The sequence below is a fragment of the Devosia sp. 1566 genome (assembly GCF_004005995.1).
Classification (GTDB): domain Bacteria; phylum Pseudomonadota; class Alphaproteobacteria; order Rhizobiales; family Devosiaceae; genus Devosia.
The window spans coordinates 2177090-2190578 of the sequence record NZ_CP034767.1; the positions used below are offsets into that span (position 1 = coordinate 2177090).

General features: G+C 63.1%; 13 protein-coding genes. 2 read left to right on the forward strand and 11 right to left on the reverse strand.

The window, feature by feature from the left end:
- The first annotated feature begins 84 nt into the window (after positions 1 to 84).
- Entirely contained in the window at positions 85 to 1533 is a 1449-nt protein-coding gene (locus ELX51_RS10585) for a YcjX family protein (RefSeq protein WP_127753481.1), read from the forward strand.
- Entirely contained in the window at positions 1530 to 2540 is a 1011-nt protein-coding gene (locus ELX51_RS10590; RefSeq protein ID WP_127753482.1) for a TIGR01620 family protein, read from the forward strand. Before ELX51_RS10585 ends, ELX51_RS10590 begins: the two co-directional genes overlap by 4 nt.
- 1 nt (position 2541) lies before the next feature.
- Here the strand turns inward: ELX51_RS10590 and ELX51_RS10595 are convergent, their stop codons facing one another.
- From ELX51_RS10595 to ELX51_RS10645, 11 genes are all read right to left on the reverse strand, one after another.
- Positions 2542 to 3306 carry an EAL domain-containing protein gene (locus ELX51_RS10595; protein WP_127753483.1) on the reverse strand — a complete coding sequence of 255 codons (765 nt, stop codon included), beginning with the start codon at positions 3304 to 3306 and terminating at the stop codon, positions 2542 to 2544.
- 81 nt (positions 3307 to 3387) lie between these two features.
- The gene (locus ELX51_RS10600) at positions 3388 to 3708 is read right to left on the reverse strand and encodes a 2Fe-2S iron-sulfur cluster-binding protein (protein ID WP_127753484.1); all 321 of its coding nucleotides are present in this window, start codon (positions 3706 to 3708) and stop codon (positions 3388 to 3390) included.
- On the reverse strand, positions 3708 to 4736 hold the full coding sequence (locus ELX51_RS10605; protein ID WP_127753485.1) for an NAD(P)/FAD-dependent oxidoreductase: 1029 nt from the start codon (positions 4734 to 4736) through the stop codon (positions 3708 to 3710). Before ELX51_RS10605 ends, ELX51_RS10600 begins: the two co-directional genes overlap by 1 nt.
- A 143-nt stretch (positions 4737 to 4879) precedes the next feature.
- Complete coding sequence (locus ELX51_RS10610; RefSeq protein WP_127753486.1) at positions 4880 to 6154, reverse strand: phosphoadenylyl-sulfate reductase; 1275 nt, start codon at positions 6152 to 6154, stop codon at positions 4880 to 4882.
- Entirely contained in the window at positions 6141 to 7799 is a 1659-nt protein-coding gene (locus ELX51_RS10615; RefSeq protein WP_127753487.1) for a nitrite/sulfite reductase, read from the reverse strand. Before ELX51_RS10615 ends, ELX51_RS10610 begins: the two co-directional genes overlap by 14 nt.
- Complete coding sequence (locus ELX51_RS10620) at positions 7786 to 8109, reverse strand: DUF2849 domain-containing protein (RefSeq protein ID WP_164854836.1); 324 nt, start codon at positions 8107 to 8109, stop codon at positions 7786 to 7788. The genes ELX51_RS10615 and ELX51_RS10620 overlap by 14 nt, the downstream gene beginning before the upstream one ends.
- 2 nt (positions 8110 to 8111) lie before the next feature.
- The gene (gene cysG / locus ELX51_RS10625) at positions 8112 to 9506 is read right to left on the reverse strand and encodes a siroheme synthase CysG (protein ID WP_127753489.1); all 1395 of its coding nucleotides are present in this window, start codon (positions 9504 to 9506) and stop codon (positions 8112 to 8114) included.
- A gap of 187 nt (positions 9507 to 9693) precedes the next feature.
- Complete coding sequence (locus tag ELX51_RS10630) at positions 9694 to 10014, reverse strand: 2Fe-2S iron-sulfur cluster-binding protein (RefSeq protein WP_127753490.1); 321 nt, start codon at positions 10012 to 10014, stop codon at positions 9694 to 9696.
- On the reverse strand, positions 10011 to 11216 hold the full coding sequence (locus tag ELX51_RS10635) for an SAM-dependent methyltransferase (RefSeq protein WP_127753491.1): 1206 nt from the start codon (positions 11214 to 11216) through the stop codon (positions 10011 to 10013). The genes ELX51_RS10630 and ELX51_RS10635 overlap by 4 nt, the downstream gene beginning before the upstream one ends.
- On the reverse strand, positions 11213 to 12820 hold the full coding sequence (locus ELX51_RS10640; protein ID WP_127753492.1) for a peptide chain release factor 3: 1608 nt from the start codon (positions 12818 to 12820) through the stop codon (positions 11213 to 11215). The genes ELX51_RS10635 and ELX51_RS10640 overlap by 4 nt, the downstream gene beginning before the upstream one ends.
- Positions 12821 to 13002: 182 nt before the next feature.
- Complete coding sequence (locus ELX51_RS10645; RefSeq protein ID WP_127753493.1) at positions 13003 to 13395, reverse strand: Hpt domain-containing protein; 393 nt, start codon at positions 13393 to 13395, stop codon at positions 13003 to 13005.
- Between the last annotated feature and the right edge of the window lie 94 nt (positions 13396 to 13489).

The following is a 13489-nucleotide window of genomic DNA, read 5'->3' on the forward strand; positions in this document are numbered from 1 at the left end:
CTGCGGCTCGCCAGGTGATCTGCCCAGCGGCTTGAACGGGCCGCACAACACCCTATGTTCGCAGCCGAACCGGAGAAAAGCCGCGTGGCAGGATCGCCCACTACCCTTGTCGACGAACTGGGCATCGCTCTCGCCAATCTGGCCGATTCCGCGACGGGGGCCTTCACTCCAACGCTGCGGCTGGGGGTGACGGGCCTCAGCCGCGCCGGCAAGACTATCTTCATCACCGCCCTCGTGCATAACCTCCTCACCGGCGGGCGCCTTCCCGGTTTTGCGGTCATGGCCGAGGGGCGCTTCATCGGTGCTCGGCTGGCCGAATATCCTGAAGCCACCATCCCGCGCTTTGCCTATGAGCAGCATCTGGAAGCCCTCACCAGCCGCGAACCTTTCTGGCCCGAAGGGACCCGGCGTATTTCGCAACTGCGGCTAGTGCTGAAATACCAGTCGTCCGGCTGGCTGTCGGGAATGCGGGGCGCGCGCACGCTCAATCTCGATATTGTCGATTATCCCGGCGAATGGCTGCTGGACCTGCCGCTGCTGGCGCTCAGCTTTGAGGACTGGAGCCGGGAAGCGCTCGAGCGCGCGCAGCGGCCTGTTTCGCTCCGGCAGGCCGGCCCGTTCCTGGAACTGCTGGCCGCAACTGATCCCATGGCGGCGGCCAACGACCTCGAGGCTGAACGGCTGGCCGCGGCCTTCACCGATTATCTGCGCCGCAGCCGGGAAGACGACGCCCTCTCGACCTTGCCGCCGGGCCGGTTCCTGCTGCCGGGCGATCTTGAGGGCTCGCCCGCCCTGACCTTTGCGCCGCTACCGCTGACTGCTGGAGCGCGCAGCTCGAGCCTTTACGCCATGCTGGCGGGCCGCTACGAGGCCTATAAGGACCAGGTGGTACGCCCGTTCTTTCGCGAGCACTTTGCCCGGCTCGATCGCCAGATCGTCCTCGTTGATACCTTGCGCGCCCTCAATGCTGGACCCGCTGCCGTTGCCGACCTCGAAACGGCACTGACTGCCGTGCTGTCCTGCTTCCGGCAAGGCGAAACCAACCCGCTCCTGCGCCCCTTTACGCGCAAGATCGATCGCATCCTCTTTGCGGCCACCAAAGCCGATCACGTCCATCACACCAGCCACGATCGGCTCGAAGCCATCCTCAACCGCTTGGTTGCCGATGCCAGCAAGCGCGCGCGCTTTGCCGGGGCGCAATCGCGCTCCATTGCCCTCGCAGCCATTCGGGCCACTCGCGAAGGCACGATCACCGAAGGCGAAGAAACCCTGCCTACCATCATCGGCACCCCCATGGCCGGCGAGGAGCTCGATGGCACCCGCTACGATGGCAAGACCGAGATCGCGCTGTTTCCCGGCGATCTGCCGGCCCGCCCAGACTCCCTCTTTGCCGATGGCGTGCCGGTGTCGCTAAACTTCCTACGCTTCACCCCGCCGCGCAACCTCGAGCACAATTCGAGCGGGGACGTGGTGCTCCCCCATATCCGGTCCGACCGGGCTCTCGACTTCCTGCTGGGAGATCGTCTGGCATGAAACGCCCCGTCGCCTATCCCACCAATCAACCGACCCAGGCGCCCGAACTCAGCCGCGCGCCGCGCGCCTTTGCCCCCACCGACGTCGTCATCGCCGAGCCCCAGTTCGATCCGAGCCTCGAAGAAGATCTTGTTGCCCCGCCGATCAAGAAGATGGGTTTTTGGGGCAAGCTCGCCTGGGGCGCCGGCAGCATCCTGGTGTCAGCGGGGCTGGGCCTGGCCGCAGATCGGTTGATCCGCGACCTCTTCGCCAGCAATCTTTGGCTGGGTTATGCGGGCCTGGTTGTCCTCGCGATTTTCGTTGTGGCCGTCATCGCCCTTGCGGCCCGCGAAGTCTTCGCCCTGCGCCGCCTGCGCGTCCTCGATGCCCTCCGGCATGACGCCGACAGCGCCTTTACGGGCAATGATGCCGATGCGGCCAAGCGCACATTGCAGCGGCTCGAAGCCGTTTATGCCGATCGAGCCGATCTGGCGCGCTCCCGTCAAACCGTGGCGGAGAACCTGCCGCATCTGTTTGACGGCCACGAGATGATCGCGCTCGGCGAGCGGAGCTTGATGGCACCGCTCGACGCGCGCGCCAAGGCGCTCACTGCCGCTTCCGCGCGACGGGTCGCGCTGGTCACCGCCGTATCCCCCCGGGCGCTGGTCGATGTCGCCTTCGTTGTCTACGAGAGCTTCCGGCTGGCCGGGGCGATCGCCCGGCTCTACGGCGCTCGCCCGGGCTTCTTTGGCTCCTGGCGCCTGCTAGGCGCCGTTCTCACCCATCTAGCAGTGACGGGTGGCCTAGTGCTGACCGACGGGCTAGTTGAGCAACTGATCGGCCAGGGCCTGGCCGCCAAACTCTCCGCCCGGCTGGGTGAGGGCGTGGTGAATGGCTTGATGACGGTTCGCGTCGGCATTGCAGCCATCCGCGTCGTCCGCCCCCTGCCCTTCAAGACCCAGGCTCAGCCCATGGTGCGCGACTTCATCCCCGAGCTTACCAAGCTGGCCGGGGACGCCGCCAAATAGCTTAAGCAGCCTTGGCCAACTCGTTGAAGCCCTGGAAGCTTTCCACCTGCGGGCGAGCGAAATAGTAGCCCTGGAACAGCCGAATTCCCATCCCGCGCAACACCGCAAGTTCCTCCGCGCTCTCAACGCCTTCAGCCAGCAAGGTAATGTCGAGTTCGGCGGCGATACCCGCAAGACCGCGCACAATGGCCTGCTTGACCTTCGAACTGCCAATGCCGCGCAGCAATTCCATGTCGAGCTTGATCAGATCGGTCTGGAACTGCGCCAGTAGCGACAGCCCGGCATAGCCCGCTCCGAAATCGTCCAGCGCCGTGGTGAAACCCATGCGATGGTATTCGGCCACGATGTGGCTGACATGAGCGACATTGTCCATGCGCTCGTTCTCGGTGAACTCGAACATCAGCCGGGAAGGATCGAACTGCGTCCGGGCAGCCGCCGCCAGGGTGGCCCGAATGCACGCCTTGGGCTCGTAGACTGCATTGGGCATGAAATTGATGCTGAGCTTGGCGTCACTGCCGCGCAAACGCGGTCCGGCCAATTCGATGGCCTTGACGCGGCAGGCTTGGTCGAAGGCGTAGCGGTTCTGCTCGTTGACCTGGCTCAGGACCTGGAACGCCCCTTCCCCGCCCACGCCGCGTACCAGGGCTTCATAGCCCCAGATCTTGCCAGCAGGAACATCGACGATGGGCTGGAACGCCATGGTGAACGGGATCGAAAATGCATTGGCGTCGGCATTGCGACAGCCCTCGCATGAAGTTGCGCTCATCGGGACACTCGTGGGGAAAGACAGTATCAACTTGCCACTACTGTCCACGGCGGGAGTTAAACAACCGCCAACACCAGCGATTTATTCCTTGGCCGCACTTGGCGCGAGCGTAACCTTGAGCCCGTCGAGGCCCTCGTCCATCAGGATCTGGCACGACAGGCGCGAATTGGGACGAACATCCCCGACGCTGTCGAGTATATCTTCTTCTTCATCGCTCGGCGGACCGACAGTTTCGAGCCAATCGGCGTCAACATAGACATGGCAGGTGGCGCAGCTGAGCGCGCCCCCGCACTCGGCCTTGATGTTGAGCCCCCAGTCGCGAATGACTTCCATCACCCGCCACCCTTCGAGCCCTTCGAGCGTATGGGTTTCCCCGGCCTGGTCCGTCACGTGAATTTCCATCAGGCGACGCCCAGCTTCTTTTGCAGCTTGGTGGAGCTGGTGGTGTACTGGAAGATCACGCGCTCGCCGGGCGAGACAATGGCCTTGGCCGCCTGCGCCATCAACGCAGCCTCATGGAAGCCCGACAGGATCAGCTTGAGCTTTCCGGGATAGGAGTTGATGTCGCCAATGGCGAAGATGCCCGGCACCGAGGTCTCGAACTTTTCGGTATCGACCACGATGGTGTTGTCGTTGAGCTCGAGCCCCCAGTCGGCCACCGGGCCCAGCTTCATGGTCAGCCCGAAGAACGGCAGCAGGCGGGTCGCCGGCACCGACAGATCGCCGGCGCTGGTGGTCAAGTGCACATGGTTTATTTGGCCATTCTCGCCATCGAGCTTCGCGATCTGGCCGGTTAGGAAGTTGATCTTACCCTCGGCCACCAACTCCTGCATCTTGTTGACCGAAGCGGGCGCTGCCTTGAAGACCGGGCGGCGGTGCACCAGGGTCAGGGAATTGACGATGGGCTGCAGATTAAGCGTCCAATCGAGTGCGGAGTCGCCGCCCCCGACAATCACCACATCCTGGCCGCGGAAATCGTCCATGCGGCGCACGGAGTAGAACACCGACTTGTTCTCGAACGCTTCGATACCTTCGACGGGCGGGCGCTTGGGCTGGAACGAGCCACCGCCCGCGGCGATCACCACCACCTTGGTGTTGAAGACCTCGTCAGCATCGGTCACCAGACGGAACGAGCCATCGGCTTGCTTGTCGATGGAAGTGACCATGCGGTTGAAGTGGAACTCAGGCGAGAACGGCGCGATCTGCGCCATCAGATTGTCGGTGAGCTGCTGGCCCGTGATCACCGGGAAGCCGGGGATGTCGTAGATCGGCTTTTCCGGATACAGCTCGGCGCACTGCCCGCCCGGCCTATCCAGAATGTCGATGAAGTGGCATTTGAGATCCAGCAAACCGAGCTCAAAGGCGGCAAAGAGCCCGCAAGGGCCCGCGCCGATCACAACAACATCGGTGGTGATTTCAGTTCCGCTCATACTGTTCTCAAGTCCGCTTCGGCTTGGCGCCTGCTCTCAAATTTCGGATCGCCTGCAGGCACATGGGCGCTCACAGGTCATGACGCATGGGGTCAGGATCGGCCGCTTGTGCCGCCTATCCTGATAAGCATGCTCGACTTACCTCAGGAGACGCGGCGAAGATAGGGCCGAGTGCCAATCGGCACTTCGGCCTGCCCCACCGGCTGATAGAAGATATCCATCTCGGGCAGCCGGTTCTCCAGCAGAGCTTGCCGGGTTGGCTCATGGGTTACAACGAGGGCATTGACCCCGCAACGACGCATCAGCGGGATTTGGTCCTGCAGCACATCGCCCACGGCACGGATCTCACCGGCAAAACCGTAGCGCTCGGTGAGTAGGCGTACCGTGGAATAGCCCCGCCCGTCGGTGAAGGCGGGGAACTGCACGGCAACGGAAGCAAAGCGCCCCAGATCGCCGGCGACGTCTTCGACCTTGTCGCCCGCCACAATCAGCAGCCCCAAGGGGTGAGGGTTGGCGAGGAATGCGGCCCGGTTCGCCACAAGAGTGGCAAACGGAACATGCTTGTAGCGGGCGGTGGATGGCTCATCGCCTTCGCCCCAGGCCCTGAATGGATCCGCAATAAACGCACCATCCTTGAACAGCGTCAGCGGGGCAGCAGGAGGGGTCATGGGATTGGCAATGGCTCCGTTGAAGTCGAAATGGATGCCGCATTCCTTCTTGTTGAGCCCACGCCAGCGTCCTGCGCGCGGATCCTCCCCTTCGGCAACCGCCGAGGTGCAGGGTGCGCATCCGATCGACTTGTAGCCCTTAGCGAACAGCGGGTGCTCGGGCAAGCCATGCTCGATCTTGTACTGGTTCACATCCGCATCGCTGAAATAGGCGAGCGGATTGACCTTGATGCGGTTGTCGCTGGTGAGCTCGAAATGCGGCAGCACGCCGCGCTCGACCGTCTGGAAGCGCTTGCGGCCCGTAACCCAGCCGCCGAAGCGTTCGGTGATGGGCTCGAGCGGCTCGGTTTTGCGGATGTGGCAGCAGGAGTCCGGATCACTCTCCCACAAGGTCCCATCCGGATCAAAGCGGGCAAGATCGCTGGGGTCAGGCAGCACGGCCGAAACATTGATCAGGCCGAGATGGCGCTTGAGCGTTTCAACGTATTCGAGGGTTTCGGCGAAGTGCTTGCCGGTTTCGAGAAAGAACACCGGGATGGAGGGGTCGACCTGCGCCGCCACATGCAGCAGCACGGCCGAATCCGCGCCAAAGGAGGACACGATGGCCAGGTCCCCCGGCAGCACTTCACTCGCCGCATAACGCAGCACGCCAAGCGCATCCATGTCGTCGAACATGCCGTTGAGGGCGACAATGCCCAGCGCGCGCAGCTTGTCGGGCTTGGGTTCTACCAGGATCTCAGGCAGCGCCATAAAGGGCCTCCTTGAACGGGGCTTCCCCCAAGCGCCGCACGGCGGTGATGAAGCTTTCATCGGCGCCCTGGCGGTTGGCGAGATAGGTGTCGACCAGGGTTTCGATGGCGCCGGGCACCTCGTCGGCCTCAAAGCCCGGGCCCAGGATCTTCCCGATGGCGGCGGACTCGGTGGCGTCGCCGCCCAGCGTGATCTGGTAGAGTTCGCCGCCTTTTTTCTCGACGCCCAGAATGCCGATATGGCCCACATGGTGGTGCCCGCAGGCATTGATGCAGCCTGAAATCTTGATCTTGAGCTCGCCGATATCGCGCTGCCGCTCGGGCGCCGCGAAGCGATGCGAGATCGCCTGTGCGATGGGGATAGAGCGGGCATTGGCCAGGGCGCAGAAATCAAGGCCCGGGCAGCAGATCATGTCGGTGATGAGCCCGATATTACCGTCGGCCAACTCGGCCTCCACCAGCCCATCATAGACCACGCGCAGATCGGCTACCGCGACATGGGGCAGAACGAGGTTCTGCTCGTGAGTGACGCGCAGTTCGTCAAAGGAATAGCGCTCGGCCAGATCGGCAACGGCCTCCATCTGCGCATCGGTGGCGTCGCCGGGCGCTCCGCCCACGGGCTTGAGCGACACGGTCACGCAGGCATAACCGGGCTGTTTGTGGGAATGGATGTTGTTTTCGAGCCAGCGGCCAAAAGCGAGATCGAGGATCTTTTCGCGTTCAACATCGATGCGCACGGCGCCCTGCTCGCGAAAGGCCGGTGGCGAGAAGTAAGCGGTGATGCGATCGAGCTCCTCCAGTGGCAGGGTCAGAACGCCACCGCGCACTTCGGCGAACTCGGTTTCCACCTGGCCCTTGATGGATTCAAGACCCTCTTCATGAACGAGGATCTTGAAGCGCGCCTTGTACTTGTTGTCCCGCCGGCCATAGCGATTGTAAACGCGCATGATGGATTCCAGATAGGCCAGCAGGTGCTCGTTGGGCACGAAGCTGTTGATCAGCTTGCCGGTGATCGGCGTGCGCCCGAGCCCGCCCCCGATCCAGACTTCCCAGCCCGTTTCGCCGGCAGCATTGGCCGCCGCCTGGAGGCCGATATCGTGAAAGCGAATGGCGGCACGGTCTTCCCGCGCCCCGGTGATCGCGATCTTGAACTTGCGCGGCAGATAGGAGAATTCTGGGTGCAGGCTCGACCATTGCCGGATGATTTCGGCGACCGGGCGGGGATCGATGATCTCATCGGCGGCGGCGCCGGCGAACTGGTCCGTGGTAACATTGCGGATGCAATTGCCCGAAGTCTGGATCGCGTGCATCTCGACCGAGGCCAGCTCGGCCAGGATCTGCGGAATGTCGCGGAGCTTGGGCCAGTTGAACTGGATGTTCTGCCGTGTGGTGAAGTGCCCGTAGCCGCGGTCGTAGGTGCGCGCGATATGGGCGAGCTTGCGCAGCTGCCGCGATGACAGCGTGCCATACGGCACAGCGACGCGCAGCATATAGGCGTGCAGCTGCAGATAGAGCCCGTTCATCAGCCGCAGCGGTCGGAACTGGTCTTCACTGAGTTCACCGGAAATGCGGCGCTTCACCTGATCGGCAAACTGAGCGGTACGGCCCTGCACAAAGGCCGCGTCGAATTCGTCATATCGATACATGACCGTCCTCACTCAGATGCTGGCGATCATAGATCTCGCCCTTCAAGGTCAGCGGTGCCGTCGGCCCCGCCGCACGGATACGCTCGCGTAGGCGCTTGGGCACGATCTGCCCCGCTTCCACGCTGACGTCCTCGACTTCAATGCTGACGATCCGGCCCGTTGCCTTGCTCGCGGCGATGGCTGCGTCGCGCGCTTCGCTCTCGCTCTTGTCAAAGAGGCGCGCCGCTTGCAGCTGCTCAACCCAGTGGCCTTGCGCGTCCAGATAAACCGTGCCGCCCGAAAGCAGCTCGTTGCCCGTAATGATTTCCATTGTCATGCCACCTTGAAGCTTGAAGCGGCCATCTGGGCGGCTTCCGCCCAGTCGCCTTCAGCCACAGCCTCACCCACCAGAATAACCGCAGGCCCATCCGCAAAATCGAGCTGGTTGCTCGCCAGGGCGCCGAGCGTGCAGGAATAGAGCGTGCGGTTCGCCCGACCGGCATTGACCACAATACCCACCGGCAGCGTCTCGCTCGCGCCATGCGCCACCAGCCGGGCTGCGACCTGGGCCGAAATCGACTTGCCCATGTAAAGGCCCAGCGTCATGCCGGCCCCCGCCAGCAAAGCCCAATGCTGCAATTCGTCATCCTCGGCGCCGTGGGCCGTTGCCATGATGAAGCCGCTCGACACCTTGCGCAGGGTCACTGGCGTTGCCGTATCGGCCGCAGCGGCCAGCGCCGCGCTGACGCCGGGCACCACCTGATAGGCGATCCCCGCCTTGCGGAGTGCCGCGATCTCTTCGCCAGCCCGGCCAAACACCATGGGGTCGCCGGACTTGAGGCGCGCCACGCGCTTGCCTTCGCTGGCTAGCCGCACCAGCAGCGTGTTGATTTGTGCCTGCGAAAAGGAATGATGCCCCTTGGCCTTGCCAACGGCGATCTGCTCGGCATCGCGGCGCGCCATCTGCACCACCCCATCGGGCACGAGCTGGTCATGCACGATCACATCGGCATCCTGCAGCAGCCGCTGGGCGCGCAAGGTCAGCAGATCTTCCGATCCGGGCCCGGCTCCGATCAGCCAGACCACGCCCGCCCCGCTGCCACCCTCGACATGCGCCGCCAGCAGGCTCTCGGCCGCTTCATGGCCACGCCCAGCCGCTTCCGCCCGCTCGATCTCGGGAGAGGTCACCAGAGCCTGGTAGAACCGGCGCCGGGCGCCGCCATCCTGAATCAAGCTCTCAACGCGGTGCCGTAAACCACCGGCAAGACTCGCCAAATCGCCCAACCGCGGCGACAGCACGGCCTCGATGCGCGCCCGCACCAAGCGTGCAAGCACGGGCGCTCGCCCTTCGCTGGAGATGGCGATGGTCAGCGGCGCCCGATCGATGATCGCCGGCGTGAAGAAGTCGCATTCGCCCGGAACGTCAACGACATTGAGAGGAATATTGCGAGCCCGAGCCGCATCCTTTGCAACCGAAGCGTCAGGCCCCTCGTCCGCCACAAACACCATCGCGGCGTTATCGAGATCCGACGGCTGGAACCGGCGCTCAAGAACCTCCACCGGCAGCGCTGAAAAGTCTGCTTCCAGATGAGGAGAGACAATCACGACTAGCGCGGTAGTCTTAACAGCGAGCCGGGCTTTGTTGAGGGCTTCTTCGCCACCGCCAACAATGACGATGCGACGACCCTGCACTTTCAAGCTCAACGGAAATGTGTTGAGGCGACCCATTTCAACCCTGACTGTAGACGCCCGGAAATTAGCCCATCCCGGCCAGCGGAAACAGGCCCCGGGGTGCAGTTAAGCCGGGTTTTTCCCTGCGGCGCCTACGCTTGGAACAGGGAAAGAGGCCCGACCAGAGCCGGGCCAAAATAATGCGTCGAAACGCTCTCGCGCGAAAATTGCGCGGCGGGAAATCCTAGCCTTGGCGGCTCGGAACATGCACGACCAGGCCATCAAGGGCATCGCGCACCTTGATCTGGCAGCTCAGCCGACTCGAGGGCTTCACGTCAAAGGCGAAGTCCAGCATGTCTTCTTCCATGGCCGAGGGCCCGCCAACGGTTTCTTCCCAGGCCGGGTCGACATAGACATGGCAGGTGGCGCAGGTGCAGGCGCCCCCGCATTCGGCCACAATCCCCGGCACGCCATTCATGATGGCCGCCTCCATCACCGTCGCGCCGTTCTGGGCTTCGGTTTCGATGCGTTCCCCGTCCTTCTGAACGAATGTGATCTTGGTCATGGCGATCCAGGCTGTTGTGTTTGGGCGTCGGAGTGAAGCAGGGTTTCGAGATAATGCTGGCGAATGCCGAACATGGCTTTGGTGTCGGCAATCTGGCGCAAGATCGTGTCGCGGTCGCGTCCAGCGCGACCATCTTTTTCGGCCACGATCAAATTGTTCTTGGGCGTGTGGGCATCCGAAACGAACTCGAAGACCTTGGTGCGGTATCCGCTCAGCTCCAGCAGCAGGGCCCTGAGCGTATCGGTGACCATCTCGGCCTGCCGCTCGAGGAACGTGCCATGCCGCAGCAGCACGCCCAGCCGATCGTCCGCCTGCCCGGCCTCCATCTCGCGCCGAATCTGCTTGTGGCAGCAAGGGGCCACCGCGATCAGCGCGGCCCCCGCCTTGATGCCCTTGTAGATTGCGTCATCGGTCGCGGTGTCGCAGGCATGCAGCGCGATAACGGCATCGGCGCCACCAGCGTTATAGTCCATGATCGTTCCGGGCACGAAGCTGAGGCCGGTAAAACCCGATTCTGCCGCGGTCGCATTGCCGTCTTCAACCAGCTTGGGCCGCATTTCAACGCCGACGATCTCGGCCGGACGCCCCTGCCCGGCAAGAAAGTCGTAGAGCGCAAAATCGAGATAGCCCTTCCCCGCGCCCATATCGACGATGCGGGGTGCGTCGGCCTTGATCCCCTGAATCAGTGGAGCAAAGATCTCCACCATCTTGTTGATCTGCCTGAACTTGTCCTGCGCATCATTGCGCACGGTCCCGTCCTTGCCGGCAATCCCGAGTGCCTTGAGATAAGGCTTGTCGGTCTGGGTCAGCGGACGGTTCTTGGCGCGGTTGTGCTCGGTTGGAGCCGCTTCCCGCCCCTCGACCTCGGTGCGCTTGAGACGCACCTTGTCGCCATTGCGTTCAAAGCTCAGGTCGAACTCGGTGGTGGCGAGCTGGGCGCTGCGGAATTCGGCCTTGAGGCCGGCGCGCAGCGTTGCGAGCGCTTCGGGCTGAATCTGGTTCTTGATGATGTCGCGCGTCTTGTAGTGGAAGGTGAAGCTGAACTTCTCCACCCCCTTGGCGACGATCTTCTTGACGTCGACCGATTTGAGCTCGGGCTCGCTGCCATGGTAGCCACCAAGCTTGAGGCGCAACAACGTACCGGTGTTGAACGCGGTCTTGACGGCCAGAAGAAACTCTTCGATGCGCTCGGAAGTGGTCAATGCCGTTCCTTGGTGGTGAGGAAGCGGATCTTGGGCCAATCCTGCTTGGCGCGATCGGCCCACCAGGCGTTTTGCGCCAGGAACACCGGCGCTTCCGTGCGATCCTCGGCCATGTTGACCTTCTGGGCGGCGATGAAGCGCTTGAGCTCTTCGGGATCGTCGCTTTCAACCCAGCGCGCCACTTCATAGCCCAGCGATTCAAAGGTGATCGGCACGCCATATTCCTTGGCGACCCGGGCGGACAGCACTTCGAGCTGCAGCTGGCCGACGACACCCACGATCCAGTCCGCGCCGACCATGCGACGGAACACCTGGGTGACGCCTTCTTCGGCAAGGTCCGACAGGGCCTTGCTCATCTGCTTGGTCTTCATGTGATCGGTGAGGCGGACGCGGCGGATAATTTCGGGCGCGAAATTGGGTATGCCGGTAACGTTGATCGTCGCGCCTTCGGTCAGCGTATCGCCGACCGAGAGGGTGCCATGGTTGGGGATGCCGACGATATCGCCCGCCACCGCTTCTTCGGCCAATTCGCGGTTATTGCCGAAAAAGAACATCGGGTTGGAAACGGCCATGTCCTTGCCCGAGCGAACATTCTTGAGGCGCATGCCGCGCTCGAACTTACCTGAGCACAGGCGCACAAAGGCGATGCGGTCGCGGTGATTGGCGTCCATATTCGCCTGCACCTTGAACACAAAGCCGGTGACCTTTTTATCGGCCGGGGCGATGGGCGCGGGCAGAGCCGGCTGGGGCCGCGGCTCGGGGCCCCAGTCACCGAGCGTGCGCAGCAGTTCGGCAACGCTGACGCCCTTGAGTGCCGAGCCAAAGAGGACCGGGCTGAGGTGGCCCTGGTGGAAGGTGTCGAGATCGAAGGCGGGCAACATGGCGCGCGCCATTTCGAGCGTTTCCAGCGCCGCCATGAACACAGGATTGTCGACCAGGGCATCGTTGTCGAGCAGGTCTTCGAGTTCGTCGAACTCGGCAATGGTCTTGCCCTGCGGGTTGACCACCCGCTTTTCAACCAAGTCGATATAGCCGCCGAAATCCACCCCCTGTCCGATCGGCCACAGCACGGGGGTAAGGTCGAGCGCCAGCTTGCTCTGGATTTCATCGATCAGATCGAGCGGGCTTTGCCCTTCGCGGTCGACCTTGTTGATAAAGGTGATGATCGGGATATCGCGCAGTCGGCACACTTCAAAGAGCTTGAGCGTCTGCGATTCGATACCTTTCGCCGCGTCGATCACCATGATCGCGGCATCCACCGCCGTCAGGGTGCGGTAGGTGTCTTCCGAAAAGTCGGAGTGGCCTGGCGTATCGAGCAGGTTGAGCGTCAGCCCGTCATATTCAAAGGTCATCACCGAGGAGGTGATGGAAATGCCGCGCTGCTGCTCCATTTCCATCCAGTCCGAACGGGTGGAGCGCTGCCCCGCCTTGCCGCGCACGGCACCGGCCTGCTGAATGGCACCGGCAGCCGCCAACAGGCGCTCGGTGAGCGTCGTCTTGCCGGCGTCAGGGTGCGAAATGATCGCAAAGGTCCGGCGCGTACGGTAAGCTTCGGTGGAAACGGCGCGCGGCGAAAGCTCGGGCGCCAGGGTCGGCATAGTCATCGGGGTGGGGCCTTGTCTTGGTGGCCATCAACCATGGGCGGCGATGCACCTGAAAGCGCATTAGATATCGGGCGCTCTATAGGCGTTGGCAAGGCAAGCCGTCAAATTCCTGCGTTGTGCACAGCGCAAAGCGGCCGGGAGGTCCTCGCAGGCCTCACCGGCAGCGGTGCGCGGCGCACCTGCTAATTTAAGTCGTCGGTCAGCATGCCGGCGATGAAGACGCTCACTTCTTCCACAGCCATGGCGAGGTCGGCAAAGCGCTCCGGCCCGACCACCGCAGCATCGGCCAGTTCCTCCTCGGCAGCCTGCGCCTGATCGGCAACCGTCCAGGCCCCTACTCCGCGTGCAGCGCCCTTGAGCGTGTGCAGGGCAATCCGCGTTTCCGCCCCATCTTCGGCCCGCTGCAGCCGAGCCATATAGCTCTTGATCGTGTCGTGGAACAGCCGCAGCACTTCTTGCTCCAGTCCCTCGTCACCCAGGCACTGGCGAGCCAGGTGCAAGCGATCGATCGGGCCCCCTTTGTTGGCCTCGCTAGGCGAGAACTGCTGGGGGAGCGATGCTGAGGGATTGGCCATGGTTTTCCACTTGAACAACTACGGCCAAGAACGCGACCGGTTGTCCAAGCCTAAGGGGCTGGCGTGAATACCCTATTAAATCGACGGCGCAGTT